The 26,807-nt window shown below is 70.3% G+C and carries 25 protein-coding genes, 2 tRNA genes, 1 other RNA gene and 1 pseudogene; 15 read left to right on the top strand and 14 right to left on the bottom strand.

Translation table 11 applies throughout. The features are described 5' to 3' along the window. Positions 1-5 precede the first annotated feature (5 nt). Entirely contained in the window at positions 6-356 is a 351-nt protein-coding gene (locus LVQ62_RS01740) for a helix-turn-helix transcriptional regulator (RefSeq protein ID WP_233764140.1), read from the top strand. Positions 357-366: 10 nt separating this feature from the next. Here the strand turns inward: LVQ62_RS01740 and LVQ62_RS01745 are convergent, their stop codons facing one another. From LVQ62_RS01745 to ffs, 6 genes are all read right to left on the bottom strand, one after another. Then, on the bottom strand, positions 367-1,221 hold the full coding sequence (locus LVQ62_RS01745) for a hypothetical protein (protein WP_233764142.1): 855 nt from the start codon (positions 1,219-1,221) through the stop codon (positions 367-369). Continuing rightward, the gene (locus LVQ62_RS01750) at positions 1,218-1,541 is read right to left on the bottom strand and encodes a PadR family transcriptional regulator (protein WP_233764145.1); all 324 of its coding nucleotides are present in this window, start codon (positions 1,539-1,541) and stop codon (positions 1,218-1,220) included. Before LVQ62_RS01750 ends, LVQ62_RS01745 begins: the two co-directional genes overlap by 4 nt. A gap of 60 nt (positions 1,542-1,601) precedes the next feature. Then, positions 1,602-2,135 carry a lysophospholipid acyltransferase family protein gene (locus LVQ62_RS01755; RefSeq protein ID WP_370639657.1) on the bottom strand — a complete coding sequence of 178 codons (534 nt, stop codon included), beginning with the start codon at positions 2,133-2,135 and terminating at the stop codon, positions 1,602-1,604. Then, entirely contained in the window at positions 2,129-2,272 is a 144-nt protein-coding gene (locus tag LVQ62_RS17680; RefSeq protein ID WP_370639658.1) for a hypothetical protein, read from the bottom strand. Before LVQ62_RS17680 ends, LVQ62_RS01755 begins: the two co-directional genes overlap by 7 nt. Before the next feature lie 3 nt (positions 2,273-2,275). Then, the gene (locus tag LVQ62_RS01760) at positions 2,276-4,552 is read right to left on the bottom strand and encodes a DNA polymerase III subunit gamma and tau (RefSeq protein ID WP_233764146.1); all 2,277 of its coding nucleotides are present in this window, start codon (positions 4,550-4,552) and stop codon (positions 2,276-2,278) included. Between the two features lie 132 nt (positions 4,553-4,684). Next, an RNA gene (gene ffs, locus LVQ62_RS01765) (signal recognition particle sRNA small type) lies at positions 4,685-4,775 on the bottom strand. Positions 4,776-4,862: 87 nt separating this feature from the next. On the opposite strand from ffs, the gene LVQ62_RS01770 reads away from it, so the two are divergent. The 4 genes from LVQ62_RS01770 to LVQ62_RS01785 all read left to right on the top strand — a co-directional run bounded on the left by LVQ62_RS01770 (position 4,863) and on the right by LVQ62_RS01785 (position 8,291). Continuing rightward, a tRNA-Ser gene (locus LVQ62_RS01770) sits at positions 4,863-4,952 on the top strand. Between the two features lie 90 nt (positions 4,953-5,042). Next, positions 5,043-5,579: a hypothetical protein gene (locus tag LVQ62_RS01775; protein WP_179478561.1), complete on the top strand. Its 537-nt coding sequence runs from the start codon at positions 5,043-5,045 to the stop codon at positions 5,577-5,579. After that, positions 5,560-6,516, top strand: a complete 957-nt coding sequence (gene speB, locus LVQ62_RS01780) for an agmatinase (protein ID WP_233764148.1) — start codon at positions 5,560-5,562, stop codon at positions 6,514-6,516. The genes LVQ62_RS01775 and speB overlap by 20 nt, the downstream gene beginning before the upstream one ends. After that, positions 6,513-8,291: a gamma-glutamyltransferase family protein gene (locus LVQ62_RS01785; RefSeq protein ID WP_233764150.1), complete on the top strand. Its 1,779-nt coding sequence runs from the start codon at positions 6,513-6,515 to the stop codon at positions 8,289-8,291. The genes speB and LVQ62_RS01785 overlap by 4 nt, the downstream gene beginning before the upstream one ends. Positions 8,292-8,318: 27 nt before the next feature. Here LVQ62_RS01785 and LVQ62_RS01790 read toward each other — a convergent pair whose 3' ends face one another. From LVQ62_RS01790 to LVQ62_RS01800, 3 genes and pseudogenes are all read right to left on the bottom strand, one after another. Next, positions 8,319-9,164 carry an aldo/keto reductase gene (locus tag LVQ62_RS01790; RefSeq protein ID WP_233767602.1) on the bottom strand — a complete coding sequence of 282 codons (846 nt, stop codon included), beginning with the start codon at positions 9,162-9,164 and terminating at the stop codon, positions 8,319-8,321. 93 nt (positions 9,165-9,257) lie between these two features. Beyond that, positions 9,258-10,256, bottom strand: a pseudogene (locus tag LVQ62_RS01795) (aldo/keto reductase); the annotation flags it as partial. Next, entirely contained in the window at positions 10,256-10,675 is a 420-nt protein-coding gene (locus LVQ62_RS01800) for a cupin domain-containing protein (protein WP_233764152.1), read from the bottom strand. The gene LVQ62_RS01800 and the pseudogene LVQ62_RS01795, both read right to left, overlap by 1 nt. A 358-nt stretch (positions 10,676-11,033) precedes the next feature. Here LVQ62_RS01800 and LVQ62_RS01805 point away from each other — a divergent pair, with 358 nt between their 5' ends. After that, complete coding sequence (locus LVQ62_RS01805; protein ID WP_233764154.1) at positions 11,034-12,407, top strand: HNH endonuclease signature motif containing protein; 1,374 nt, start codon at positions 11,034-11,036, stop codon at positions 12,405-12,407. 10 nt (positions 12,408-12,417) lie between these two features. Here the strand turns inward: LVQ62_RS01805 and LVQ62_RS01810 are convergent, their stop codons facing one another. Continuing rightward, positions 12,418-13,221, bottom strand: a complete 804-nt coding sequence (locus LVQ62_RS01810) for a DUF4118 domain-containing protein (RefSeq protein ID WP_233764156.1) — start codon at positions 13,219-13,221, stop codon at positions 12,418-12,420. Positions 13,222-13,416: 195 nt separating this feature from the next. Between LVQ62_RS01810 and LVQ62_RS01815 the strand changes: the two genes are divergently transcribed. Beyond that, a complete protein-coding gene (locus tag LVQ62_RS01815) occupies positions 13,417-14,235 on the top strand; it encodes a M55 family metallopeptidase (RefSeq protein ID WP_233764160.1) in 819 nt (272 codons plus the stop codon). A gap of 84 nt (positions 14,236-14,319) precedes the next feature. On the opposite strand, the gene LVQ62_RS01820 is transcribed toward LVQ62_RS01815, so the two are convergent. Together LVQ62_RS01820 and LVQ62_RS01825 are read right to left on the bottom strand one after the other, a co-directional pair. Continuing rightward, positions 14,320-14,469, bottom strand: coding sequence for a hypothetical protein (locus LVQ62_RS01820; RefSeq protein WP_208051677.1), 150 nt, complete (start codon positions 14,467-14,469; stop codon positions 14,320-14,322). A gap of 130 nt (positions 14,470-14,599) precedes the next feature. Next, positions 14,600-15,097, bottom strand: a complete 498-nt coding sequence (locus LVQ62_RS01825) for a GNAT family N-acetyltransferase (protein WP_233764166.1) — start codon at positions 15,095-15,097, stop codon at positions 14,600-14,602. Positions 15,098-15,239: 142 nt separating this feature from the next. On the opposite strand from LVQ62_RS01825, the gene LVQ62_RS01830 reads away from it, so the two are divergent. The 3 genes from LVQ62_RS01830 to LVQ62_RS01840 all read left to right on the top strand — a co-directional run bounded on the left by LVQ62_RS01830 (position 15,240) and on the right by LVQ62_RS01840 (position 19,076). Beyond that, entirely contained in the window at positions 15,240-16,700 is a 1,461-nt protein-coding gene (locus tag LVQ62_RS01830; RefSeq protein ID WP_233764167.1) for a cytosine permease, read from the top strand. Further along, a complete protein-coding gene (locus LVQ62_RS01835) occupies positions 16,697-18,076 on the top strand; it encodes an amidase (RefSeq protein ID WP_233764168.1) in 1,380 nt (459 codons plus the stop codon). The genes LVQ62_RS01830 and LVQ62_RS01835 overlap by 4 nt, the downstream gene beginning before the upstream one ends. Before the next feature lie 208 nt (positions 18,077-18,284). Continuing rightward, on the top strand, positions 18,285-19,076 hold the full coding sequence (locus tag LVQ62_RS01840; protein WP_179478537.1) for a LytR C-terminal domain-containing protein: 792 nt from the start codon (positions 18,285-18,287) through the stop codon (positions 19,074-19,076). A 24-nt stretch (positions 19,077-19,100) separates the two neighbouring features. On the opposite strand, the gene LVQ62_RS01845 is transcribed toward LVQ62_RS01840, so the two are convergent. Further along, positions 19,101-20,651, bottom strand: coding sequence for a helicase HerA-like domain-containing protein (locus LVQ62_RS01845; RefSeq protein WP_233764169.1), 1,551 nt, complete (start codon positions 20,649-20,651; stop codon positions 19,101-19,103). A 71-nt stretch (positions 20,652-20,722) separates the two neighbouring features. Here LVQ62_RS01845 and LVQ62_RS01850 point away from each other — a divergent pair, with 71 nt between their 5' ends. The 5 genes from LVQ62_RS01850 (at position 20,723) to LVQ62_RS01870 (ending at position 24,965) form a co-directional block, all read left to right on the top strand. After that, positions 20,723-21,016, top strand: coding sequence for a type II toxin-antitoxin system VapB family antitoxin (locus tag LVQ62_RS01850; RefSeq protein WP_179478533.1), 294 nt, complete (start codon positions 20,723-20,725; stop codon positions 21,014-21,016). Further along, entirely contained in the window at positions 21,013-21,513 is a 501-nt protein-coding gene (locus LVQ62_RS01855; protein WP_208051683.1) for a LytR C-terminal domain-containing protein, read from the top strand. Before LVQ62_RS01850 ends, LVQ62_RS01855 begins: the two co-directional genes overlap by 4 nt. A 59-nt stretch (positions 21,514-21,572) precedes the next feature. Next, positions 21,573-21,662, top strand: a tRNA-Ser gene (locus LVQ62_RS01860). A 160-nt stretch (positions 21,663-21,822) separates the two neighbouring features. Then, positions 21,823-23,379 (top strand): glycosyltransferase family 39 protein, encoded by a 1,557-nt coding sequence (locus LVQ62_RS01865; protein ID WP_233764170.1) that lies wholly within the window; start codon positions 21,823-21,825, stop codon positions 23,377-23,379. A gap of 122 nt (positions 23,380-23,501) precedes the next feature. After that, complete coding sequence (locus LVQ62_RS01870; RefSeq protein ID WP_233764171.1) at positions 23,502-24,965, top strand: sugar porter family MFS transporter; 1,464 nt, start codon at positions 23,502-23,504, stop codon at positions 24,963-24,965. 158 nt (positions 24,966-25,123) lie between these two features. On the opposite strand, the gene LVQ62_RS01875 is transcribed toward LVQ62_RS01870, so the two are convergent. Continuing rightward, positions 25,124-26,797, bottom strand: a complete 1,674-nt coding sequence (locus LVQ62_RS01875) for an APC family permease (RefSeq protein ID WP_233764173.1) — start codon at positions 26,795-26,797, stop codon at positions 25,124-25,126. Positions 26,798-26,807 lie beyond the last annotated feature (10 nt).

Genomic DNA, 26,807 nt, shown 5'->3' on the forward strand with positions numbered 1-26,807 from the left:
GAGGGGTGACGTTCATCCCGGTACGCGATGTGACGACCCCTCGGGCGCGCGTGGCGCCCGGCGAGGCGCCCCTCACGGCCAACCGCTGCGAGGACGTGGCGAACGTCTTGAAGGGGTTGGCCGACCCGATCCGGCTGCTGCTCTTCAGCCACATTGCCGCGCATCCGAACCCGGTCTGCGTCTGCGACATCCCCGACGCCGGCGTCTCTCAGCCGACGGTCTCCCATCACCTACGCAAGCTGCGCGATACCGGCCTGGTCGACTGCGAGCGCCGAGGCACCTGGGTCTACTACTGGGCGACGCCGCTGGGCGCGACCTGCGTGCCGTTCCTGTCCCGGCTGGCAGGCGATCTCTGAGCGCTCGGCGTCAGAGGTGATGCCATCGCGCGCGCAGGCCGAGCGCCGGCCCGAGCAGCGCCATCCCGAGGACCACCAGCACGATCTCGACCCCCGCCGTCGTGAGAGCGGCGGGCACCGCCGAGTGCTCGGCCCGGTCGCGCGCGAAGGCCGCCGCAGCCGCGAAGAGCGCCGTCGGCACGAGCAACCGACCGGGGCCCACCTCCGGAAGTGAGAGGTGGGTGAGCGCACCGAGGTCGGCGAGCGGCGACCGCACCGGCCGATCCCCCGGTCGCCGGTAGCCACGCATGACCGATCGGGCCCGCAGGACGCTCGTGGCCGCCAGGGCGGCGAGGATGGGCCCGCCGAGGATGAGGACCGCCGCGCCGTGCCCCGGCACCGCGCCGGCGGCCGCGAACAGGGTGACCGCCGCGGCGAGCAGCGCGCAGCCGTTCCGGGCGCAGAGCAGCGACACCTCCCCGGCGCTCGCCGGCCGACCGCGCAGGGCGCCCGCCTGCACCACCGCCAGCACGAGGGACACGACGGCGACCTGTGCGGCGGCGAAGAAGGTCACCGCCCAGCCGATCGACCCGGTCGTCGCGGCGGTCGTGGAGTTCAGCACGACCAGCGTCGAACCGCCGACCGCGATGACCCCGACCGCGGAGGCGAGAGTCGCACGCTGGGCTCGCCGCGTGGCGACCTCCGCGTCGAGCGACGCCGCGATCTCGGCGGCGTCGCCGAAGCGGCGTACGGCCTCTGTCGGCCCCACTGCGGCAGCGGACTCCTCGAGGTGGTCGCGGCACTCCACCAACAGCCGGCGTCGGACAGATCCGCGCACCCGCAGCAGGAGCCGCAGCTCGGCCAGGTAGTCCTCGACGGCGCTCACGCGAGTCCCCCGATCACGCGGTCCACCGCCGCCGAGAAGGCCTGCCATTCCTGCGCGGAACGGGTCGCCGCCCGGCGCCCGGTCGGGCTGAGTCGATAGACGCGCCGGCGCCGCCCGTCGGTGACGCTCCACGCACTCGTCACCAGATCGGCGCGCTCGAGGCGCTGCAGTGCCGGGTAGAGCGACCCCTCCGGCACCGAGAGCGTGCCGCCGCTGCGCTCGCCGAGCCGCTGGCTGAGCGCGTATCCGTGACCGGGCGCGTCGACCAGGACGGCCAGCAGGAGCCCTTCCAGGTGCCCCCGCAGAAGTTCGGTTCCCATGCTCGGACCATACCCAGATCGTCTAGGTATCGACAAGGCTCTGCCGGCAACGACGGTGAATCACGCGACGGTGGAGGGCCGTTCGTTGTACGCCGTGGCGCGCGGTTGCCCGGACAACCGGGCGATGGCGTCCATGACCTCGTCGGTCAGCTCACGTCGGGCCCGGCCGGCGGGCACACCGGACCACCGGCCCGCCGGATCGATCGGCGTGCCGAAACGCACCGTGAACCGCTCCCGGTGCACCCGGTTGTCGCCGACGGGCTGCACCTTGTCGGTGCCGATCAGACCCACCGGCACCACCGGCACACCTGCTGTCATGGCCAGGTGGGCGACACCGGTATGCCCGCGGTAGAGACGTCCGTCCCGCGAGCGGGTGCCCTCGGGGTAGATGCCGAAGGCATCCCCGGCGGCCAGCACCCGCAGGGCGAGTTCGAGCGACTTGGCGGCGGCCTGGGAGTCGTCGCGCTCGACCGGGATCATCCCCATCGTCTCGAACCAGAGGCGTGAGGCCGTGCCCTTCGCGCCGGTGCCGGTGAAGTAGTCCGACTTCGCCAGGAAGCGGACCTGGCGCGGGGCGACCAACGGGATCACCACGCTGTCGATGAAGGACAGGTGATTGCTCGCCAGGAGGACTCCCCCTGGCGGGGCACGTTGTCGGCGCCCTCGACCTGCGGGCGCCACAGCGCGCGTACGACGGGGGAGACGGTGCCTTTGGCGGCGCGGTAGAGCACAGGTCAGTCCCGCTGGTCCTCGATGACCACGCCACCGAGGATCGAGGTCACCACGGGGATGCCGACCTCACCGGCGTCCTCGACGTCCTCGTCGTCTCGTGATCCCTCGTCCTCATCGGCCATCGGGACGGCGGTCGCGGAAACTCCGGCCGCGGGTTGCTGCGCGGCCGGCTCGCTGGCCCAGCTCGGCGCCGGCGCACTGCTCGCGCCCCATCCGCCCGGCTCGACCTCGGGCTCGGACCGCTTGCGCGGCGCGGAGCGCTGGGGGCGGCGCGCGGCCACGGGTGCCGCGGGCTGCGGGTCCGACGTCTCCGCGCCGGTGTCATTCGCGGCCGGTTGCGCGTCCTGCTGTCCGCCGGGATCGGCACGCTCGGCAGGCGGCCGCGCCGGGGCGAGATCGTCCGGCTGCGGCGTGCCGGTCGGTGCGCCGCTGTCGGTGCGGGCCGTCACCGTCACGGTCACGCCGAGGGCCTCCTGCAGCGCCTGCCGTACGACGTCGCGGTGCGACCCTCGCTCGAAGGTCTGCGCCAGCCCGGCACTGCTCACCCCGAGCACGAGCTGCGGCGGGTCGTACTCCAGCACGTGGGCGTGCTGGCTCAGCAGGGCCCAGGTCACCCGCTTGATCCGCGCGATGGCGTTGAGCACATCCGGCCAGGCCCGGCGTATCGCGTCGGTGTCGAGCCCTCCCCCGACAGCCGACTGCTGGGCCGACGGCGGCCCACCCGGTCCCTGGCCCGCACCGCCCGGTGCGACGCCCACGGGGTCGGCCACCTCCGGGATGTCGCGCCCCTCGGACCGCACGTCGACGGGCTCGCCGCCTGCTCCCGCCTCGTCCGGTTCGTCCGGTTCGTCCGGCATGTCCGGGTCGGGCGCGGGACTCGGATGCGGGACGGTCGTGGGGTCGGGCACGGGCGACGGCTCGGGGTCGGGCGTCGGCTCCGGGGTGGGTGTCGGCGCCGGCGCCGGAGCCGGCTCGGCCGGTCCGGCGGGTGGTGTCGGCTGCTCCAGCGGCGGGTGGGGCACCGGGACTTCAGGGTTCGACGGCTCCGGTGCGGGTGTCGAGGGCTGCGCAGTGGTCGGATCGGACGCGGACGCGGTGGGCCGGGCGCCCGGCACGGCGCCGATCGCGAGGCGGCGTTCGAGACGGTCCAGCCGCGCGGCGTACCCCTCCTCGCCGCTCGCCCCCGGCAGCAGCACGCGGGCGCAGATCAGCTCCAGCTGCAGCCGCGGGGCAGTGGCCCCGGTCATCTCCGTCAGGCCGGCGTTGACGATGGTCGCGGCCCGGGCCAGGGTCTCGGCGCCGAATGCGGCGGCCTGCTCGCGCATCCGTTCGAGCTGATCCTCCGGCACTCCGCGCAGCACCTGCGCGACCCCGTCCGGGACGGCGGCGACGATGATCAGGTCGCGCAGCCGCTCGAGCAGGTCCTCCACGAATCGCCTCGGATCGTGGCCGGATTCGATGACCCGGCCGATCTGACGGAAGGTCGCGGCGGGGTCGGACACCGCGAGCGCGTCGATGGTGGCGTCGAGCAGCTCGCCATCGGTGAATCCGAGCAGCGCGGCCGCCCCGGCGTAGGTGAGGCCGCCGTCCTGCGATCCGGAGATCAACTGGTCGAGCACGGACAGCGAGTCGCGCACCGATCCACCGCCGGCGCGGGTCACGAAGGACAGCACGCCCGGCTCGACCTGCACGCCCTCGGCGACGCAGAGCTGCTCCATGTACTCGGTCAGCCGCTGCGGCGGGACCAGCCGGAAGGGGTAGTGGTGGGTGCGCGACCGGATCGTCCCGATGACCTTCTCCGGCTCGGTGGTCGCGAAGACGAACTTCACGTGCTCCGGCGGCTCCTCGACGACCTTCAGCAGGGCGTTGAAACCCTGCGTGGTCACCATGTGGGCCTCGTCGATGATGTAGACCTTGAAACGGCTGCTGGCCGGGCCGTACGCCGCCCGCTCACGCAGGTCGCGCGCGTCGTCGACGCCACCGTGACTGGCCGCGTCGATCTCGATCACGTCGACCGTGCCCGCGCCGCCGCGGGACAGCGCGACGCAGGAGTCGCACACGCCGCACGGGGTCGGGGTGGGGCCCTGCTCGCAGTTGAGGCAGCGCGCGAGGATCCGGGCGCTGGTGGTCTTGCCGCAGCCTCGCGGCCCGCTGAAGAGGTAGGCGTGGTTGACCCGGCCGGTCTCGAGGGCGCGCATCAGGGGCACGGTCACGTGCTCCTGGCCGATGACGTCGGCGAACGTCTCGGGGCGGTATCGGCGGTACAACGCGGTGCTCACCTGGGGAACTCTATGCGCCGGGACCGTCAGTGCGACCAGCTCGTACAGGTGGCATCGGTTGTCCGCAGATTCGTGCACCCGTCGACCCGGATCTGCGGACAATCGTGACCCTGTCAGCCTCGGGCCGGACGTGAAGGACCCCCACGCACCTGGAAGAGCACGCCTGCCCTTGCTGCATTCCTGCCCTGGGGGAGTTCGGCGCGGTACCACCGCGTGGGGGATCGGCGAACAGTCTAGGACACCGCGGAGGGTGCACCGGGCACGCCTCATTTATGCAGTCCCGCCGCGACCGGGTAACCTCTGCTCGCCTGGAGGATTCGCATAGTGGCCTAGTGCGCACGATTGGAAATCGTGTTGGGGATGAAACCCCTCGCGGGTTCAAATCCCGCATCCTCCGCCAGCATCGGATGGCCGGCCCCGTACGACGAGGGCCGGCCATTCCTCGTCCGGGCGCCCATGCGGTCATGCAGAGCATGGAAGGCTCCCCTCCATGCACGAAGTGACGGCGTGGTGCGCCTTCCTCGGAGCGTGGCTCCTGGTGGCCGGCCCGATCCTGCAGGCGTCGCTGGAGTTGCAGGAGCTCGACGTCGACGTCGCGCGGTCGGCGATGAAGGGCGCGGCGGATCGTGTCGACGAACCGGACGTCTCGCCTTGGTGGTGGTTGATCCCACCGGTCGGCTACGTGCTGCACCGACGGGCCTCGGGCGCGTACCGGCAGGAGGTCATGCGCCGGTTGCAGCCCGCGGAGCTGGAGGTGGTCTTCGCCTTCACCAACCGCGCGACGGGCTGGGCGATGGTGGCCGGCGGCGCGAGCCTGATCGGCATCCACGAGACGTTCGAGCTGGTCGAGACCCTCGAACGCCCCGGCTGGTGGACGTGGCCGATCTCGGTCGCGATGCTGGCCGTCGCGGCGGCCTACACGGTCGAACGCTCCCGACGTGGTGAGAGCATCCTGCAGAGAGCGGCCGGGTCCGATCCGGTCGCCACGACCCCGCAGGAGAGCCCCGATGCCCGTCGGTCCGACTGACGCCAGCAAGACCCCGCGGTACGCCGGGCTCACCACCTTCGCGCGGCTGCCGCGCCGCGAGGACATGGAGGACGTCGAGGACTACGACGTCGCGGTGGTCGGGGTGCCGTTCGACAGCGGCGTGAGCTACCGGCCCGGCGCCCGCTTCGGGCCCTCGCACATCCGGGAGAGCTCGCGGCTGCTGCGCCCATGGAATCCCGAGCTCGACGTGGCGCCGTTCGACCTGCAGCAGGTGGTCGACGCCGGCGACATCGCGGCCAACCCGTTCGACATCGAGGACGCGATCGGGCAGATAGAGCGGGACGCGGCGGAGCTGACCGCCGGTGGACGACGGCTGCTCACGCTCGGCGGCGACCACACGATCACCCTGCCGTTGCTGCGGGTGATGCACGCGGCGTACGGCCCGATCGCGGTGCTGCACTTCGATGCCCACCTCGACACGTGGGACACCTACTTCGGTGCCCCGCACACCCACGGCACGACGTTCCGGCGGGCCTCCGAGGAGGGGCTGCTCGACCGGGACCACTGCCTGCACATCGGGATCCGCGGCCCGCTCTACGACGCGCGCGACCTGCCGGAGTCCGCCGACCTCGGTTTCGCCACCATCCACGCCACCCAGTTCGACGAGCTCGGTACGCGCGGGGTCATCGAAGCGATGCTCGCGCGGCTCGGCGACGCCCCGGTCTACGTCTCGATCGACATCGACGTGCTCGATCCGGGACACGCGCCGGGCACCGGCACCCCGGAGGCCGGCGGCCTGACGAGCCGGGAGCTGCTCGCGATCCTGCGAGCGCTGGTGGCCACGAACGTCGTCTCGGCCGACATCGTCGAGGTGGCGCCGGCGTACGATCACGCGCAGATCACCGGCATCGCCGCCTCGCACGTCGGCTACGAGCTGCTGAGCGTCATGAAGCCGAACGCCGCTGTGAACGCATGACGTTCACCACGCGCCCCACGCTCGCGGGCACCTTCGGCATGGTCTCCTCCACCCACTGGATCGCGTCGCAGTCGGCGATGAGCGTGCTCGAACGCGGCGGCAACGCCTTCGACGCGGCCGCCTGCGCGGGCTTCGTGCTGCACGTGGTCGAGCCGCACCTCAACGGCCCCGGCGGCGACATGCCCGCCATCGTCGCCACCGCCGACGACCCGACCCCGCGGGTGCTCTGCGGCCAGGGCCCGGCGCCGGCGGGAGCCACCATCGAGCACTACCGCGCCGAGGGCCTGGACCAGGTGCCCGGCTCCGGCCTCCTGGCCGCGGCCATCCCCGGCGCCGTCGACGCCTGGCTGGTGCTGCTGCGCGACCACGGCACCTGGGAGCTGTCCGACGTGCTGGAGCCGGCCATCGGGTATGCCGAGGCCGGCCACCCGGTGCTCCCCGCCGTCAGCGCCACGATCGAACGCGTGGCGGGCATGTTCACCGAGCACTGGCCCACCTCCGCGAGCACCTGGCTGCCGCGCGGAAAGGCACCCACACCGGGCTCGTTGGTGACGAACCCCGCGTACGCCGCGACCCTGCGCCGCCTGCTGGCCGAAGGTGCCGCAGCCGGCACCGACCGGGTGAGCCGGATCGAGGGCGCCCGGCGTGCGTGGTCGCACGGTTTCGTCGCCGACGCGGTCGACCGCTTCGCCCGCGGGTCCTTCCTGGACTCCAGCGGCGCGGCCCACGCCGGCGTCATCACCAGTGAAGACCTCGGTGGGTTCGAGGCCACCTGGGAGACCGCCGTCACCCTCGACTGGGCGGGCGCGACCGTCGCCAAGACAGGTGCGTGGGGCCAGGGGCCGGTGCTGCTGCAGTCGCTGCAGATGATGGACGCGCTCGGGGACCCGTCCGAGCTGGATCTGCTCGGCGCCGATGGCGTGCACACCACGACCGAGGTCATGAAGCTCGCCTTCGCCGACCGCGAGGCGTTCTACGGCGACGTCGACGTCCCGCTCGCCGACCTGCTCGACCCGGCGTACGCCGCTCAGCGCGCCGCGCTCGTCGGCGCGGACGCCTCGATGGAGATCCGGCCGGGCTCCCCCGGCGGCCGGACCCCGGTGCTCCCCCACGGATTGGGGGAAACCGATTCTGCGGCAAACGATTCCACCGTCGGTGAACCCACTGTGGCAACACCCACCGCGCAACGCGGCGACACCTGCCACGTCGACGTGGTCGACCGCTTCGGCAACATGATCTCGGCAACGCCGAGCGGCGGGTGGTTGCAGAGCTCGCCCACCATCCCCGAGCTCGGCTTCTGCCTCGGCACCCGCGCACAGATGTTCCGGCTGCAGGAGGGCCTTCCGGCGTCTCTCGCGCCCGGCCGCCGGCCGCGGACCACCCTCAGCCCCACCCTGGTGCTGCGCGACGGCGCGCCGTCCATGGCCTGCGGTACGCCGGGCGGAGACCAACAGGATCAGTGGCAGTTGCTCTTCCTACTGCGAGTCCTGGCTCAGGGCAACGCATTACAGGACGCCATCGACGCACCCGCCTGGCACAGCGAGGCGGTCCCCAGCTCGTTCTACCCGCGGGGCATGCAGCCGGGTGTGCTCGTGATCGAGGACCGGATCGACCCGGCCGTGGCGCGCGAGCTGTCGGCCCGCGGTCACGACGTACAGCTCGGACCGGGGTGGAGCGAGGGACGGCTGTGCGCCGTCACCCGCGACCCCGCCACGGGAGTGCTGCGCGCCGGCGCCAACCCCCGCGGCATGCAGGGGTACGCCGTCGGGCGGTGACGGCGTCCGGGCGCCACAAGGGGCCGGTCAGGCTTCGGGGATGTCGCGGCCGAAGCTCTCCAGCGTGATGGCGGTCGGCTCTGGACCGCCGCGCCGATCGGTGTCCAGGGCGTCGATGGCGTCCATCTGGTCGCCGGCGAGCTCGAAGTCGAAGACGTCGAAGTTCTCGGCGATACGTTGCGGCTTGGTCGACTTCGGGATCACCGAGCGACCCGCCTGCAGGTGCCAGCGCAGCATCACCTGTGCAGGCGATCTGTCGTGCGCTCGCGCGATGTCACCGATGATCGGGTCCTGCAGGGTGCTGGTGTGCTGGCCGTCCCGGTAGAACGTGATCCCGCCGATCGGCGACCAGGCCTGGGTGAGGATTCCGTGCTGCGCGCCGAACGCCTGGACCTCCCGCTGCTGGAAGTAGGGGTGTAGTTCGATCTGGTTCACCGCGGGCACCACGGCGGCCTTCTCCAGGAGCGCGGTCAGGTGCTCGACCATGAAGTTGCTCACCCCGATCGAGCGCACCCTGCCGTCGGCCAGCAGCTTCTCGAGGGCGCGGTACGCCTCCTGGGTCTTCTCGAAATCCGAAGGGAGCGCCTGGTGCAGGATCAGCAGATCGATCTGCTCCACGCCGAGCTTGCCGGCGCTCTTGTCGAACGCGTGCAGCGTCTCGTCGTACCCGTAGTCGCTGATCCAAACCTTGGTCTCGACGAAGACGTCGTCGCGTGCGAGTCCGGAGTCACGGATCGCATCTCCGACCTCGCGTTCGTTGCCGTACGCCGCCGCGGTGTCGATGTGGCGGTATCCCGTAGACAGCGCCGCGGCGACCGCACTACGCGTCTCGTCGGCGGGTGTCTGAAACACACCGAGGCCGATCGCGGGCATCCGTACGTCGTTGTTCAGGGTCAGCTCTTGCATGGTTCTCTCCTCGTTCGGGATGGCCCGGGGCGACGACGCGGTCAGCGACGCAGCGCGGTGGGGGGTGAGTTCGTGCTGGCCGTAGCTGGTGTCCTCCGGGTTGACCGTCACGCCCGGAGCCACGATCGCGTCGATCCGGTCGAGGACGTCATCGCTGAGGGTGAGGTCCGCGGCAGGCAAGTAGGACTCCAACTGCGCCATCGTGCGCGGACCGACGATCGCCGCGGTGACACCGGGGTGGCGGATGACGAACGCGATCGACATCTCGATCAGACTCACACCGGCCTGCTCGGCCAGCTGTGCCAGGTCCTCGACGACATCGAGCTTGCGCTGGTTGGCCGGGATGCTCATGTCGAACCGGACGCTCGGGCGGGCGCTGGATGTCGGCTCCGAGGCGGCGTCCTTGCGCCACCTGCCGGAGAGCCATCCGCCGCCCAGTGGACTGTAGGTGAGGGTGCCCATCCCGTGCCGCAGCGCGGTCGGCAACAAGTCCTCCTCAATGCCGCGGACGAGGATCGAGTACGGCGGCTGCTCGGTGACGAACCGCTCGAGATTGCGCTCCCGAGCGGCCCACTGCGCCTCCACGATCTGTGACGCCGAGAACGAGGAGGAGCCGATGTAGCGCACCTTCCCGGCGTGCACGAGGTCCGAGAGCGCACCCAGGGTCTCCTCCACGTCGGTCTCCGGTGTCGGCCGGTGCATCTGGTACAGATCGATGTAGTCAGTCCTCAAGCGCCGCAGCGAGTCCTCGACCTCGCGGATGATCCACCGCCGCGAGCCCCCGCCCTGATTGGGGCCATCCCCCATGGGCATGAAGAACTTGGTCGCCAGTACGACGTCGTCCCTTCGACCCTGCAGGGCCTCCCCGACGATCTCCTCCGAGACACCGGCCGAGTAGATGTCGGCGGTGTCGACGATGTTGATCCCGGCGTCCAGGGCGGCGTGGATGATGCGGGTCGCATCGGCCCGGTCGTCGTTGCCCCACGGGCCGAACATCATCGCGCCGAGGCAGAGCGGGCTGACCTGCACGCCGGTGCGGCCGAGTGGGCGGTACTCCATCACCGGCTCCCTGTGGCGGCGGCCTCCGCCGCGGCGTACTGCTCGTCGGTGACCGGCTCCAACCACGTCGTCGCGTCGGCGTCGCCGCTGCCGTCGAGGATCGCGTAGTGGCACATCATCTGATCGGCGGTGCCGCCGTGGAAGTGCTCTTCGCCGGCCGGGGTCCACACGCTCTCCCCCGCATGGAGCAGGACCGCGCGCCCGTCGCGGGTGCCGACCAGCCCGACGCCGTCGGTGCACACGAGCAGCTGCCCGTTGGAGTGGGAGCGCCAGTTGGTGCGCGCCCCCGGGGTGAAACGCACGTGTCCACAGACCAACCGGGACGTGCCGTCGCCGTCGAAGAGCGGATTCATCCACACGTCGCCGGTGAAGTTCTCCGCAGGCGTCTTGACGGTCGCGGTGCGAGGGTTCTTGTTCACGAGTGTCTCCGTGTCGTGATGCTGGTCGGTGTGCTCACCCCACCACTGTCCCGGACACCACCAGGATCGGCGACCGGTCCTGCTCATCGAGCATCACCGAGATCGCCCAGCTCACCCAGCTCGCCGCCAAGCAGGTGGCACATCTGCCTCGTCCGTTCCGGGCACGCGCAATCGGCCCGTTGGACACGTGGAAAACCCGTAAACCGCTCACCATGATCGAGGGGATGTGGATAACTTCTGATCGAATGCTCAACATCCGCAACAGAATTCGTCGATCTACTAGTTGCGCCTATATTCGAACACGCGTATGATGCAAGATATAGGTACGAAGCAGGCACCAGCAGTCGCAGGAGGGGCCATGACGCAACCGACGACCGACACGCATCGCCCCGCTGCGCTGGGTTCTGGTAGCCGGTTGTTGAGTCTGCTGAGGGAGTTCGCGACGTCCTTGGACCACTGGCCTGGTGCGCTTCACCAGCTGAGCGAGCCTGATCTGGGCGAGGTCGTCGGGACGATGCTGCAGGTCGCGTCTCGCACGGAGAACGTCGCTGCGCTGGCCACCGCGGACGCGCTGAGCCGCGGGACGGTCGCGAACTCCACCGCGACCGGAGCACCCGCCTGGGTGGCCCGGCAGGCGACCGGTGTGGACCCGACCGTCGTACGCCGGGTCGGCGTCGTGGGCGTGGACTGCGCCGATCCCCGGAACCAGGTCGTTGTCGATGCGTTGGCGACCGGGTCCGCGACCGTGCCGGTCGCGGCGGTCGCGTTGCGGGAGGTGCCGCGAATCCGCCGGCAGTTGCCGTTCGTGGATCGAGACGACCTGCTGGGGCGGTACCTGTCACTGTCGGCGTACGGGCCGCGGGCCCTACGGGAGCTGTCCACCCGGATCCGGGGTCAGTACGCCCCCGAACAACTGGTGCGGGACGAAGAAGTGCAGCAGGACTGCGAATCGGTGCGGTGGTACGACCTGCCTGGTGGTCTGACCCGGTTCGAGGCCGACCTGTCCGCCGGGCACACCGCCATCGTCAAACACGCCCTGCAAGCGTTGTCCGCACCCGCGCCGGTGGAAGCCGGCGACCACGGGCCTCAGCGGGATACTCCCACCCCTGCCAAGCGGCGAGCGGACGCGCTGGTGCGACTCGTCGAGACCTCCGCCGGCGTGCTCGACGGCACCGTGCCACGGCCGGTCGGGGAGTTCGGGGGCACGGCGAAGATCCTGGTCACGATGGACTACAACACCCTGTACGAGGGGCTCCGGGACGCGGGCCGACTCGGCCAACACGGCTCGGGCGAAGACGGATTCGCCCCGACGTACCTACCGGGCATCGGACGCACCACCGACGGCGATCACCTCGACGCCGGCACTCTCCGCCGACTCGCGTGCGATGCGGACCTCATCCCCGCAGTCCTCGGCACCGAGTCCGAACCCTTGGACGTCGGCCGCGCGAAACGCCTGTTCACCGGGGGCTTACGCACCGCGATCATTCACCGGGATCAGCACTGCACCTTCCCCGGATGTGACCGCCCACCGGACTGGTGCGATGCACATCATGTGCGGCCCTGGTGGGCCGGCGGCGAAACAACACTGACCAACGCGGCCTTACTGTGCGCCCGGCACCACACCATCGTGCACCGCGACCTGCTCACCGCCACCGTCACACCCACCGGCGTCACCTGGGACCTCACCCCCGGACTGATGCCCAGCCGACCCGGACAGAGACCGGCCGCATGACTCGCGGGGCCTAGTCCGTACTCACCGAGCTCGCCGAGCTCGCCGTTCCGAACGCGCCGGCCACCTGATCGGCGAGCAGGACCGCGACCCGACACTGCTCGGAGCTCGGGTGCCGCACATGGGTCGCGGACGACACCCGGAAGTAGCCGAGGACCGCCTGTCCCCGCTGCACCGGGATGGCGACGTACTCGTCGGTGGGCAGCCCGATCCGGGTCACGTCGACTCGGCGACCGCCCCGGACCACCGTGCCGTCCTGCTCCAGGACGGCGATCCGCGCATCGCGGATCGGGCCGTCGACGAAGGTGGACCGCTCGACGTCCAGGGTGTCGGCGATCTGCTGAGCGGCGATCTCGGTGACCGCCCGGGTGGGCGCGCTGCCCTCCCTGATCGCCGCGGCACTCGCCAACAGCCCGTCCAGATAACCCGAACGGCGCGCGGCACCGGCCTGCTGACGGTGGCCCCAGAGCGCGAGCTCGGCGACGGCGATGCCGATCAGCACGAGCAGCACCGTCGCGACGACGTGAGCCGTGTCGGCGATCGCGAACTGGTGGTAGGGCCGGGCGAGGAAGAAGTCGAACCAGACGCCTCCGGACACGGCGGCGATCAGCGCGGCCAGCCGGTCGGCAGTGGCGGCGGCTGCGACCACCCAGAGCACGAGCACGAGGACCGCGATGACCGGCGTGATGTCCCTGCGGTCGGTCGCGAGGAGCGCGCAGATGACGAGCGGACCGATCGCCGCGCCGACACGCACCGCTGTGGTCCACCACCCGGCCTGGGCCCACGCCGACGCTTCGAACCGCTTCCGGCCGGTCATCACGATCACTCTCTTCCACGATCAGGGAAGCCCCTGCTCCGTTCGTCTTCCACCTACCAGTGTGGTCTTGTTCGGACGACCCGGCGACCCTGCGGCGCATCAAGATTCGTTAATGGTGTGGCAGTGTGCTCAGCACTGCGTCTCCATCCTCCAGGAGGACGGGGGCGCCCATCCAGGGTCTGGTCGGAGGGTGTCGTGCGGGTGCTGGTCTCGGTCGATATGGAGGGTGTTGCGGGAGTCGTCGACCCGCAGGACATCAGCCCGGGAAACCCGGAGTACGAGCGCAACCGCGGTTACATGACGGATGAGGCTAGCGCCGCCGTACGCGGTGTGCTGGCCCACGACCCGGCAGCGGAGATCGTGGTCTGCGACGCACATGCACGGTTCCGGAACCTGGTCCCGGACCGTCTGGAGCAGGGGTGCACGCTGCTGCGGGGTTCACCGCGGCGCCTGGCGATGATGACCGGCATAGACAGCGGCGTGGACGCGGTCTGTTTCGTCGGCTACCACGGCATGGCCGGGACGCCGGACTCCGTGCTGGCGCACACGATCAGCGGCGGCGTCATCGCCCAGGTCCGTTGCAACGGTGTCGAACTCGGCGAGCTCGGACTGAACGCGGCCCTGGCGGTGCACTACGGCGCGGTCCCGGTGCTCGCGACCGGTGACGACACGCTGGCGGCCGAAGCCGCCTCGGCGGTGCCCGGCATGACCACGGTCGTCGTCAAGACCTCGAGGGGCAGCCGGGCCGCCGAAGGACTGCACCCGCGCGAGTCGTGCCGACGGATCGAGGCTGCCACGCAGACGGCGCTCACGCGCCTCGGCGACGTGCAGGCGCCACGTTTCCAGGGCCCGGTCGACCTCGAGGTGGACGTCCTCCGGCCGTCGATGACCGAGCGCGCGCTGGGAATCCCCGGGGTCGGACTACGTGGCCCGCTGACTCTGGGCTTCACCGCCACGGACATCGCCGCGGCGTACGAGCTCATCGAGGTGTTCGCTGCGCTCGGTGCTCCTTGATCACTTCACGAACGTCGCGATGGCGCGGGCGAGGGCCGGCGCCGTCGGCACAGCCGCATCGGCTGCGACCTGCCGCGGTGCCGGTCACCGTGCCACGACCAGGACCACCACCAGCACGACGACGAGCACGATCAGACCCGGTAGGAACGCCACCAGCCACCCGGTCGGGGACGCGGGACGGACGCCGTACCCCACCCGCTTCCTCTCGAACATCGGCCGCTTCCCGTCGGTCATGGTGGGACTCCCTCTGCTCCATCGGCATCGCCGGTCCGCACTCCCCGGCGCGGACCACCTCAGGCTAGGGCCGACGTGGCGGCGGCGCCCTGGTTCGGCGGGAGCGGGGCGGCAGACCTGGGACGCGGGGTCAGAGCGCCGCGACCATCAGCAGGCAGGGATTGCCCTCCCACAGCTGCAGCAGCTCCTCCAACGGGGTGAATCCGCAGTGTTCGTAGAAGCGGCGGGTCGCCGCGTAGTTCTCGTCCGGCCGGCTCGGACCGAGTGTCTTGACCTGCAGGAAGCGGACGCCGTCGCGGCGCAATTCTGCCCGCGCGGCTTCCATCAGCCGGGTGCCGATGCCCCGGCGTCGGTACGCCGCGTCGACGGCCATCAGATAGACCTCGGCAGCCTCCGCGAAATGAATCGTCGTCAGCAACACGCCCACGACGCGGTCGCCGGTCGCGGCCAGATACGACTGCATCGACGCGGCAGCCTCGACGTAGTGGTCGTTCGACTCGGGGATGCCGAACCACTGCGGCAGGGTGGCCAGGATGCGGGCGACGGCGGCGGCGTCGTTCGCCCGGACGACGCGGATACCGTAGGCATCGGGCGATCCGCCCGCGCTGGCCAGGTTCGGTTCGGGCACGTCACGATCGCATCAGCCGGGTCCCGCCCACACAAGCGATTTCCCCGTCCTTCGGGCGACGTCCGGGGACCTGCACTCCTCTGCGACGCGCGCCGTACGGAATACCCAGCAGTAACAATGCATCTCGCGGGAGAGTGGACCCATGACGCAGACGAAGGAACCCGCTCAGCGGGCCGGCGGGATCGAATCCCGCTCGATCGACTACGTGCCGCTCACCGAACGACACGGCAAGCTGTGGCATCTCGGGCCGTTGTGGTTCATGTCGAACGCGCAGATTGCGACCCTCGCGGTCGGCCTCATCAGCATCACCGAAGGCGCGACGCTGCCGTGGTCGATCATCGCCATCGTGGTCGGCACACTGCTGGGCACGCTCTTCATGGCGTTCCACTCCGCGCAGGGCCCGCAGCTCGGTCTGCCGCAGATGATCCAGTCGCGGCCCCAGTTCGGTTACCTCGGCGCGCTCCTCGTCTGGCTGTTCGCCTACGTGCAGTACGCCGGGTTCAACGTCTTCAACACCGTGCTCGCCAGTGAATCGATGTCCAAGAGCACCGGCACCTCGTGGATCAAACCGTGGCACGTGATCATCACCCTCATCGGCGTCGCGATCGCGATCATCGGCTACGACCTGATCCACCGGGCCGAGCAGATCCTCACCTACGCGATGCTCATCGTCTTCGGGATCGTCACGGTCCTGCTCTTCACGCTGCACTACCCGGCCGGCACGTTCGACCTCGGGCACTTCCAGGCGGCGCCGTTCTTCGGCCAGTTCGGCGTGGTCGCCGGCTACCAGATCAGCTGGGCCATCTACGTCTCGGACTACTCGCGCTACCTGCCGCCGGACGTCACGGTGCGCAAGACCTTCTACTGGACGTACGGCGGGTCGGCCGTCGGCGGCGCCTGGATGATGGTCATCGGCGCAACGCTCGCGGCGTGGAAGGGAAAGGCGTTCAGCGGCAACGCGATCGCCGAGCTGAAGGAGGTCGGCGACCACTTCCTCAACGGATTCGGCGACGTGGTCCTGGTCCTCGCGGCGCTCGGCCTGGTCTCGGTCATCGCGCTCAACATGTACGGCGGCTCGCTGACCCTGATCAGTGCGGTCGACTCCTTCTCCAAGGTCAAGCCCACTCTCGGCATCCGGATCGCCACCATCGCGTTCACCGCGGTGCTGTCCCTGCTGGGCGCACTGGTCGCGACGTCAAACTTCCTCAGCGACTTCAACAACTTCCTGTTGCTGGTGCTCTACCTCTTCATCCCCTGGACCGCCGTCAACCTGGTCGACTACTACGTCGTGCGACGAGGGCACTACGCGATCGCCGAGATCTTCAAACCCAACGGGATGTACGGGCGGTGGGGCTGGCCGGGGATCGTCTCCTACCTGGTCGGGTTCATCGCCATGACACCGTTCTTCGTGGTCGGGAGCCTCTATACCGGGTTCGTGGCCAAATCGATCCACGACGTCGACATCTCCTTCTTTATCGGTCTGCCGGTGGCCGGGCTCCTCTACTGGTTCCTGGCCCGCAACATCGACGTCGAGGCCGAGACCCGCGTCGCCCGTGAGGAGCAGGAGGAACTGGAGCGCGCTGCGGTGCAGGGCACCCTGTGACGAGCGCGTGGGAGGTCGCCGACGCGATCGCGGGCAGACGCCTGAGCGCCGTGGACGCCGCCCGCGAGTGCCTCGCTGCGATCGAGGCGCGCGACGGTGAGATCAACGCGTACACCGTCGTGCTGCGCGACGAGGCGCTCGCGCAGGCCGCGGGCGTCGACCGACGCATCGCCGCCGGCGAGCAGCTCGGCCCGCTCGCCGGGGTGCCGGTGTCGATCAAGGACCAGATCTGGCTCGCGGGAGCCCCGGCGACCAACGGATCTCGCGTGCTGGCCGAGTTTCGGCCCGGCACCTCGGCCGTGGCCGTCGACCGGCTCCTGGAGGCCGGCGCGGTCGTGCTGGGCAAGACCAACAACCCGGAGTTCTGCTACCGCGGCGTCACCACGAACGACCTGTACGGAACGACCCGCAATCCGCGGGATCTGTCCCGTACGACGGGCGGGAGCAGTGGCGGTGCAGCTGCCTCGGTGGCGGCCGGCATGGCCCGCCTCGCGCTCGGCAGCGACGGGGGCGGGTCGGTCCGGATCCCGGCCGGCTTCTGCGGAGTCGCCGGGCTCAAACCCACCTTCGGGCTGGTGCCGACCACGCCGGGGTTCCGCGGATGGCCGAGCCTGTCGGTCGTCGGACCGATCGCGTCGTGCGTGCGGGATCTGGCGCTGGCCATGACGGTGCTCAGCGGCCCCGCACCGCAGGACCCGACCAGCGTCGCGCCGCCCCGGCCACTCGATTTTCTCGACGCCGTGCGTGGCGCCTCGCTCCACGGGCTGCGCATCGCCGCCTCCGCCACGCTCGGGTTGTCCGACCTGGACGACGACGTGCGGGGCGCGTTCGAGCGGGCGCTCGACACGCTGCGGCGGTCCGGCGTCAGGATCGATCTGGTGCACCCGGACCCGGTCGACGTCTGCGCGCTCTGGGACGCCACCGCGCTGCCGGAGGGCAACGCCTCACAGGGGCAACTGCTCGCCGACCGACCCGATCTGATCGGCGCCGACGCCGCCGCCATCATCGAGTCCGGCGACGGTGTCAGCGCCCGCGCCTACCTGGACGCGCAAGCCGCCCGCAGCCGCTTCACCACCTCCTGGCTGCAATTCCTGTCGGAGTACGACGTGCTGCTCACTCCGTCCCTCCCCGTGACGGCCTTCGCCGCCGACCGGCTCGGCCCGGCCACCGTGGCCGGCCGAGCGGTCCCCGACGGGTTCGACGCGTGGTGCGCGCTGCTCCTGCCTGCCAACCTCGCGGGCCTGCCCGCCGCGAGCGTCCCCATCGGTCCGGCCGGGGCGCTCCCGGTCGGGATGCAGGTCGTCGGCACCCGCTTCGCCGACGACGTGGTGCTGCGGGCGGCCGCGGCCATCGAGCACCTGATGGAGCCGTCCTGATGCCTACGTCGCCCGATCCGACCGGCTGAGAGCGCGACCTGCGGGCACCGACGTGGCCCCCGAGCGCACGTCACCCGCCGTTCACCTCGCTTCCCTAGCCTGGGTGGTCACAAGAGGGAAACGGCTGGGCGCGCCGCTGGCTCGATCGGCTCGTGCAGCGGCACACTTGGGTTCCGGGACAGAGAGTCACAAGGGGCAGACAGGCATCATGCGTACCAGGGGGCGGCTCGCCCTTCTCACGACGGCCGGACTGATGGCCGGCTCGATGGTGCTCGCGGGGTGCGGCGACCAGGAGGCGGCGCCGGCCAAGAAGCCCGTATGCACCACGACCCCCACCCCGACGGTCGCGATCCCCGCGTCCTACATCCACGTCAACGTCCTCAACGCGTCCGACACCCAGGGTCTCGCCGGGCAGGTCGGCACCGCGTTGTCGTGGCGCGGCTTCCAGGTGATCAGCACGGCGAGCGATCCGCAGGACGACAACCGGCCGACCCCGACCTACGCCGAGATCCGTTACGGCGCAGGTGGTTACCAGATGGCGCTGACGCTCGCGACCCAGGTGGAGCACGCCACCCTCTACAACGACGGCCGCACCAACCCCTCGATCGACCTGGTCCTCGGACCGTCGTTCCAGCTCGCCGCGCTGCCCCCGCCGGCCGCCAAGAGCGTGACCGTCAACGTCTACAACACGACCGCGCGGCCCGGGCTGGCGACCACCGTCGGCAAGGAGCTGCGCGCCCGCGGCTTCAAGACCGACCGGGTCGGCAACGATCCGCTCGGCAGCTTCAACCCGGAGCTCATCGCGATCGTGCGGTACGGCGCCAAGGGCGAGCCCGCGGCCCGGCGGGTCGCGTTGTCGGTCAAGGGCGCCAAGCTGGTGCTCGACGGGCGCACCGACTCCTCCGTGGACCTGGTGCTGGACTACCGGTTCTCGGGGCTGGTGCCTGCGGCTCAGGCGACAGCTCCGCCGGTGCCCAAGCCCAGCCGCACCTGCTCCTGACCCGAGCGTCCTGCTGCGCGTCGCTCAGCGGCGCCGGCGGGCCGTCCCGAACAGGCTCCGGGTGATCTCCCGACCCAGCGCCGAGCCCGCCGAGCGCATCATCGACTTGAACGCCGGCGACCCCGCCACGTTCGCGATCATGCCCTTGTCCTCCTTGGCACGCGGGGCCGAACGCGGAGCCTCCTGAGGCGCTGGCGCCGGCGCGTCCGCGGGGGTGGGCGCCTGCTGGAGCTTGGCGTTCAACATCTCATACGCCGACTCGCGATCGATCGCCTGCGCGTACTTGCCCACGATGGAGGATCCGCTGACCGTCGCGTCGATCGTCGCGTCCGGGCTGGGCGCCATCAGCGACTGGGGCGCCCGCATCCGGGTCCACGCGACCGGGGTCGGTGCGCCGTTCTCCGACAGCACCGTCACCACGCCCTCGCCGGTGCCGAGCTGGGTGAGCAGCTCCTCCAGGTCGTAGGAGCTGTGCGGGAAGGTCTGCACGGTCGCTTTGAGCGCCTTCGCGTCGTCCGGGGTGAAGGCGCGCAGCGCGTGCTGCACCCGGTTGCCCAGCTGTGCCAGCACGTCGTTCGGCACGTCCTTGGGGGTCTGGGTGACGAAGAAGATGCCGACGCCCTTGGAGCGGATCAGCCGCACGGTCTGCTGGATGGCGTCCAGGAATGCCTTCGAGGCGTCGTCGAAGAGCAGGTGCGCCTCGTCGAAGAAGAAGACCAGCTTGGGCTTGTCGATGTCGCCGACCTCGGGCAGGTCGTGGAAGAGGTCGGCCAGCAGCCACATGAGGAACGTCGAGAAGAGCGCCGGCTTGTCCTGCACCGCCGCCAGCTCCAGGCAGCTCACGACGCCGCGACCGTCGGAGGAGGTGCGCAGCAGGTCCGCGGTGTCGAACTCCGGCTCGCCGAAGAACGCGTCGGCGCCCTGGTCGCTGAACGCCACCAGGTTGCGCAGGATCACCCCCGCCGTGGCCGAGGACAGCCCGCCGAGGCCCTCGAGATCCGCCTTGCCCTCCTTGGAGGTCAGGTGGGAGATCACCGCGCGCAGGTCCTTCAGGTCCAGCAGCGACATCCCCTGGCTGTCGGCCCAGTGGAAGACCAGTCCGAGGCTGGACTCCTGGGTATCGTTGAGCCCCAGCACCTTCGACAGCAGGGTCGGCCCGAACGAGGTGATGGTCGCGCGGACCGGCACCCCCTTGCCGAGGCCGGCGAGCGCGTAGAACTCGGTCGGGTACGCCGTCGGCGTCCACTGCTGACCGATGTCGGTCGTGCGGGCGGTGACCCGGTCACCGGGCTGGCCCGCCGTCGCGACGCCGGACAGGTCGCCCTTGATGTCGGCCAGGAAGACCGGCACCCCCTGGGCGCTCAGCTGCTCGGCCATCAACTGCAGTGTCTTGGTCTTGCCGGTGCCGGTGGCACCCGCGACCAGACCGTGGCGGTTCATCATCGACAGCGGCAACCGGACCGGGACGTCGGAATGCGCCTTCCCGTCGGTCACGGCGGCGCCGAGCTCGAGTGCGGCGCCGGAGAATCCGTAGCCGGCCTTGATCTGGGCGAGGGCGTCTTCCGAGGTGGCCATGGAAGCGACGATAGCGGCGTGGGAGCCGCGGGCTACGGGGAATCGTGCAGCGATCCCCGTAGCATCGGGCCGTGATCTTCAAGGCTGTCGGGGAGGGGCGCCCCTACCCTGACCACGGGCTGGAGACACCGTCCGACTGGAGCGCGGTGTCTCCCCGGATCGTGCGCCTGGAGCAGCTGATCACCACCAAGCGCACGCTCGACCTGGCGCTGGTCCTCGCGGTCGACTCCACCTTCTACGGCGACATCTTCGCCCACGTGGTGTCGTGGCGCGGCGACCTCTACCTCGAGGACGGCCTGCACCGGGCGCTGCGCGCGGCCCTGCAGCAGCGTCCGGTCCTGCACGCCCGGGTGCTGTCGCTGTGAGCAGCACCGGCAACGGTCTGCAGGCCGCTCGCCGGCGCCGCCGGATCCGCGCGACCGTCGTCCTCGGGATCGCCGCGATCCTGGTGATCGCGGGCCTGGTGTACGCCGTGCGCAACATCAGCCCGCCGAGCGCGGCCCCGACCGGGCCGTCCACCCCGTCGTGCACCACCCTCGCCCTCCCCCAAGCGCTGGCGAAGCTCAACGTCTACAACGCCTCCGACACCAGCGGGAGCGCCCGCGATGTCGCCGCCAAATTCGCGTCCGGCGGCTTCGACATCGGCTCGATCAGCAACGACCCGTACAAGCAGAGGGTCGACGGCGTCGCCCAGATCCGCTTCGGCGCGACCGGCGAGGACTTCGCCAGGCGCTATGTCCTGCCGCGCGTCCCCGGAGCCACGCTCGCCCGCGACGGGCGCTCGGACTCCTCCGTCGACCTGGTGCTCGGCAAGGAGTTCAAGGCCGACGTACCGACCGCTTCGCCGTCGACATCCTGCTGACGGACCGCATGGGGTAACGGATTTCGTCCCGACCGCAGCCCTCGGGTACCCTCGTCGGCGGTGGCGTGTCCGAGCGGCCTAAGGAGCACGCCTCGAAAGCGTGTGTGGGGGTAACTCCACCGTGGGTTCAAATCCCACCGCCACCGCCAGTAGGTACGACGAAGCCCCGGGCAGCCGCCCGGGGCTTCGTCGTACCCGGTGCCCGTGCCACCCGGCGGCTCCCCCCTGGAGCGCACTGGACATGGGCCGCGGCTCCCCGAGATCGCCCGTTCGGACGTCCTCGGGCAGCGGTCGGACGCACACTGGACCGTGTCTCTGGCTCAGGGCAGACCGGCTCGCCGAGGACACCGCGGCAGCTGGCCTGCGGGTGGCCTCGACGGTTCACGGTCCTTCGGGCCGGCCGCAGCGGTCGCCGCCGTCCAGTTCGCCGTGCTGGCGGCGTTCAGCGGGGGCTACGGCTACCACCGCGACGAGATGTACTTCATCGTGTCCGGTGGGCACCCGGCGTGGGGCTACCCGGATCAGCCGCCACTCGTGCCGCTGCTGGCGTGGCTGATGCACCATCTGGACCCGGGCTCGCTCGTCGTCCTGCGGCTGCCGTCGGCGGTCGCGTGCGCGGCGACCACGCTGGTGGCATCGCTCGTCGCCCGTGAGGTGGGCGCGGACCGGCGGGGCGAACTCGTCGCAGCCGCCTGCACCGCCGTGTCGGGTTTCGCGCTCGCGGTCGGCCACATCGTCTCCACCACCACCTTCGACCTGCTCTCCACAACCGTCCTGCTGTGGCTCCTCCTACGGGCCGTGCGGCACGACAGCACGGGCGCCGCCCGGGCCCGCAACCGGGATCTCGTGCTCGCGGGGGTGACCGCCGGCGTGGGCTGCCAGTTCAAGCCGCAGGTCGCACTGGTGGCGGTCGTCGCCGTCATCGTCCTCGCCGCCGTCGGCCCGCGGACGATGCTGCGGACCCGCGGGTTCGCCGCAGGTGTCGTCGCGGCCGTCGTCATCGCCGGCCCCTACGTCGTCTGGCAGGCCGTGCACGGCTGGCCGCAGCTGACCGTGGCGGGCAACGTCGCCGGGTCCGCCGAGGGTGGGCGCGTCGGTTTCCTGCCCTTCCAGCTGGTCATGGTCAGCCCGGTGCTGGTCCCTGTATGGATCGCCGGGCTGGTCGCACCGTGGCGGCGGCCGGGTCTGCGCACGGCCCGCTTCGTCCCGCTCACGTACGCCGTGCTCGCCGTCGTCTACCTGCTCGGCGACGGAAAGGCCTACTACCTGGCCGGGATCTATCCCGCGCTCCTCGGCCTCGGTGCGACATCGACCGTCGAGTGGCTCCGGCGTGGCCGATCAATGCTGCGGCACGCGCTGCTGATCGTCGCCGTCGCGGTGTCCGCCCTGATCTCGGCGGGCGTTGCGCTCCCGGTCGTGCCGCAGCGCTCGCTCCAGGGCAGCTTGGCGATGGCGCTCAACCCCGATATCGGCGAGGAGGTGGGGTGGCCGAGGTTCACCACCACGGTGGCGGCCGCATGGCGATCCATCCCCCCGGCACGTCGGAGCGACACCGCGGTCTTCACCGGCAACTACGGCGAGGCATCCGACATCAACCTGTTCGGGTCCGCCCATGGGCTGCCCCACGCCTACAGCGGCCAGAACGCGTACAGCGAGTGGCCCCCGCCACCGGATCACGACACCTCGGTGCTCCTGCTCGGGTACGAAGGGAGTGAGGCCGCGCCGTACTTCACCGACTGCGCGACCCTCGCCCGGATCGACAACGGTGACCACCTGGACAACCAGGAACAGGGGATGCCCGTCCTGTTGTGCCGTGTGCCCCGGCCCTGGTCCGCCATCTGGCGGGACGTGCGCCACTACGACTGATGCACGCTCGTGTCGCCGTCCCGTGGCCGCTCGGACAGGCGCCCCGGTGGTAGCTCAACCCTTTTGCCTCACAAGGCGATACGGTGCGTAGAAGTGCGTGACCGATCGAGGGGAACCCAGGTATGAGCCAGGCCGTCGCCGGAGCACCTCGCACAGGTCACGGGAAGGTGATCGCCGCCAGCCTTGCCGCCGCCGTCGGGGCCTTCCTCTTCGGGTTCGACTCCTCGGTGATCAATGGAGCGGTCGACGCCATCAACAGCGGCTTCGGCCTGAGTGCCTTCGTCAAGGGCTTCGCCGTCGCCATCGCGCTGCTCGGCTGTGCTGCAGGTGCCTGGTACGCCGGTCAGCTGGCCGACCGCCTCGGCCGCAAGAAGGTCATGCTGCTCGGCGCGGTGCTCTTCCTCGCCAGCTCCATCGGCTCGGCCTTCGTCGGCAATATCGGGGAGCTGATGTTCTGGCGGGTCATCGGCGGTCTCGGGATCGGTCTCGCGTCGGTGATCTCCCCGGCGTACATCTCTGAGATCGCGCCCGCCCGGATGCGCGGCGGACTCACCTCGATCAACCAGCTCGGCATCACCATCGGCATCTTCGCGGCCCTGTTGTCCGATGACCTGGTGCAGAACTCCGCGGGCGGAGCGTCGAAGGCGACCTGGCTGGGGATCACCGCCTGGCGCTGGATGTTCCTGGTCGGCGCGGTGCCCGCGCTGGTCTACGGCGTCCTGTCCTTCCTGCTGCCGGAGTCGCCCCGCTACCTGGTGCGCGTGGGCGAGACCGACGGCGCCCGGTCGGTGCTGAAGACCATGGGCGACGAAGCTCCGGACCACAAGATGAAGGCCATCAAGGAGTCGTTGCAGAACGAGGACCGCACCAGCTTCGCCGACATCGCCGGCGACCGCTTCGGACTCAAACCCCTGGTCTGGGTCGGGATCGTGCTGGCGGCGTTGCAGCAGCTCGTCGGGATCAACGCGATCTTCTACTACTCGACCACCCTGTGGCGCTCGGTCGGCTTCTCCGACAGCGACTCGTTCAAGACCTCGGTCATCACCGCCGTCATCAACGTCGCCTTCACCTTCGTTGCGCTTCTTTTCGTGGACAAGGTCGGGCGCCGGCTGCTGCTGCTCGTCGGCTCCGCCGGAATGCTCGTGGGGCTCGCCCTGGCGTCCGCGGCATTCTTCAACGCCTCCGGCTCGGGCAAGAACATCACGCTTCCGCACACCTGGGGCATCGTGGCGCTCATCGGCGCCAACCTCTTCGTCATCTTCTTCGCCGCCACCTGGGGCCCGGTGATGTGGACGCTGCTGTCGGAGATGTTCCCCAACCGGCAGCGTTCGTACGCCATCGCGATCTGCACCGCGGCCAACTGGATCTTCAACTTCATCGTCACGGTGTCGTTCCCGTGGCTGTCGGATCGAGTCGGCCTGGGTTTCGTCTACGGCGGGTTCGCGGCGTTCGCGTTGATCTCCTACTTCTTCGTGCGCGCGATGATCCCGGAGACCAACGGCACCGAGCTGGAGGACATGACCGGCGGCACGTTCCGGGAGAGCACGACCACGCCCACCCCCACGCCGGAGCCCACCGGCCGCTGATCACCGGTCCGTCGAACGCGGCGCCCCGAGGGCCTTTTACGTCTGCGGCCAGGGCTGCAGCACTGGCCACAGACGTAAAACGCCCACCCCGTCGGACGGCGGGGTGGGCGTTCTGCGTCGGCACGCGCACCGGGAGAACGGTGCGAGACCGCCGGCCCTCAGCCGGCCAGGGTCTCTTCCTCGATCTGCGCCTCGCGCTGGGAGTCGGCGATGTAGCGGTCGACCGAGACTCGGGACAGGCGGGTGGCGTACGCCAGCGCCATGATCGCGGCGGAGAAGATGAACGTGATGATGAACGCGCTGCCGAACTTGATGACGCTGCGCCCACCGTCGTAGTTGCCGAGGTAGGACATCAGAGCCAGTCCACCGAGCCACGGCACGTACCACAGACCGGACACCCAGTCCCACTCCGGCTGCTGGCCCCGCACGGCGTTGACGGCGTACATCACGCCGAGCAGCACGACGCCGAGCAGCACTGCCATGAAGAGCTTCTCGTTGGTCTTCCAGCCGGTCCAGTAGACGATCAGGTTGGCCGACCAGAAGGCGAGGAAGGCCAGCACGTGCGCTCCGGGCAGCCGGAACGAGCGCGGGTGGTCCGGCAGCTGCTTGCGGAAGGCCAGCAGCACCAGCGGCCCCGAGCCGAACGACAGCACGGTCGCGGAGGTGATGAAGCCGACCAGCTGCTGCCAGCTCGGGAAGGGCAGGAAGAGGATCAGCCCGACCACGAACGCCAGGACCATGCTGATGAGCGGCACGCCGTTCGACGTCGTCTTCGCCAGCGCCTGCGGTGCGTTGCGGTTGCGGGCCATCGCGAAGGAGATGCGCGAGGTCACCGTGGTGTAGATCAGACCGGTGTCCGCCGGAGACACCACCGCGTCAATGTAGAGCAGGGTGGCCAGCCAGCCGAGGCCCAGCACGCTGGCGATGGCCGCGAGCGGGCCGAAGTCGTCGGTGAAGGACACCTTGGCCCAGCCGTGCGCGAGATCGGACGGGGAGAGCGAACCCACGAAGGCCACCTGCAGCAGGACGTAGATCACGGTGGTCAGCAGGACCGAGCCGATGACCGCGACCGGCACGTTGCGCTTGGGGTTGTCGGTCTCGCCGGCGAGCTCGATGCCCTGTCGGAAACCGAGGAAGGAGAAGACGATTCCCGAGGTCGAGATCGCGGTGAAGACCCCGTGCCACCCCTCGGGCCTGAAGCCGTGCGAAGTGAAGTTGTGCGGGGTGAACTTGGTGACCAGGAAGGCCACGATCACCAGGGTGATGATGCCGAGCTTCCACCACACGAGGACGTTGTTGACGCGCGCGAACCACCGCACACCGAAGTAGTTGATGACCACGAAGACGGCCATCGCGATCACGGCGACGCCGAGTCCCAGGCCAGTCAGGGTATGGACGACGGCACCGTCGACCGTGTGCTTCTCGGTGAACGCCGCGTACTTGGTGGCGTAGGTAAGTGCGCCCTCGACCTCGATCGGCGCGACGGCCATGCACGCCACCCAGGTGATCCACCCGGTCATGTAGCTGGCGAACGACCCGAAGCCGATGTGCGGGAAGCGCACGACGCCGCCGGACAGCGGGAACATCGTGCCGAGCTCGGCGTAGCAGAGGCCGATCAGCAGGATCATCACTCCACCGAGGCCCCATGAGATGACCGCGGCCGGCCCGGCTTCCTGCGATGCGTTGAGGGCACCGAAGAGCCACCCCGATCCGATGATGGATCCGACGCTGGCGAAGAGGAGGCCGACCACGCCGACGTGCCGCTTGAGGTGCGGATCACCGCCGTCGGCGGTGTTCGTCGTGGGTTCGGCGGCTTTGTTGGGGGAGGCCATGGGCCACCTT

Origin of the sequence: Allobranchiibius sp. GilTou73 (assembly GCF_021391335.1) — a bacterium.
GTDB lineage: Bacteria > Actinomycetota > Actinomycetes > Actinomycetales > Dermatophilaceae > Allobranchiibius > Allobranchiibius huperziae.

Coding starts and splice junctions, on each gene's coding strand:
- LVQ62_RS01750 (WP_233764145.1), bottom strand. CDS start 1,541: ATGGGAACCGAACTTCTGCGGGGGCACCTGGAAGGGCTCCTGCTGGCC.
- LVQ62_RS01775 (WP_179478561.1), top strand. CDS start 5,043: ATGCACGAAGTGACGGCGTGGTGCGCCTTCCTCGGAGCGTGGCTCCTG.
- speB (WP_233764148.1), top strand. CDS start 5,560: ATGCCCGTCGGTCCGACTGACGCCAGCAAGACCCCGCGGTACGCCGGG.
- LVQ62_RS01785 (WP_233764150.1), top strand. CDS start 6,513: ATGACGTTCACCACGCGCCCCACGCTCGCGGGCACCTTCGGCATGGTC.
- LVQ62_RS01790 (WP_233767602.1), bottom strand. CDS start 9,164: ATGCCCGCGATCGGCCTCGGTGTGTTTCAGACACCCGCCGACGAGACG.
- LVQ62_RS01805 (WP_233764154.1), top strand. CDS start 11,034: ATGACGCAACCGACGACCGACACGCATCGCCCCGCTGCGCTGGGTTCT.
- LVQ62_RS01810 (WP_233764156.1), bottom strand. CDS start 13,221: ATGACCGGCCGGAAGCGGTTCGAAGCGTCGGCGTGGGCCCAGGCCGGG.
- LVQ62_RS01820 (WP_208051677.1), bottom strand. CDS start 14,469: ATGACCGACGGGAAGCGGCCGATGTTCGAGAGGAAGCGGGTGGGGTAC.
- LVQ62_RS01830 (WP_233764167.1), top strand. CDS start 15,240: ATGACGCAGACGAAGGAACCCGCTCAGCGGGCCGGCGGGATCGAATCC.
- LVQ62_RS01840 (WP_179478537.1), top strand. CDS start 18,285: ATGCGTACCAGGGGGCGGCTCGCCCTTCTCACGACGGCCGGACTGATG.
- LVQ62_RS01845 (WP_233764169.1), bottom strand. CDS start 20,651: ATGGCCACCTCGGAAGACGCCCTCGCCCAGATCAAGGCCGGCTACGGA.
- LVQ62_RS01870 (WP_233764171.1), top strand. CDS start 23,502: ATGAGCCAGGCCGTCGCCGGAGCACCTCGCACAGGTCACGGGAAGGTG.
- LVQ62_RS01875 (WP_233764173.1), bottom strand. CDS start 26,797: ATGGCCTCCCCCAACAAAGCCGCCGAACCCACGACGAACACCGCCGAC.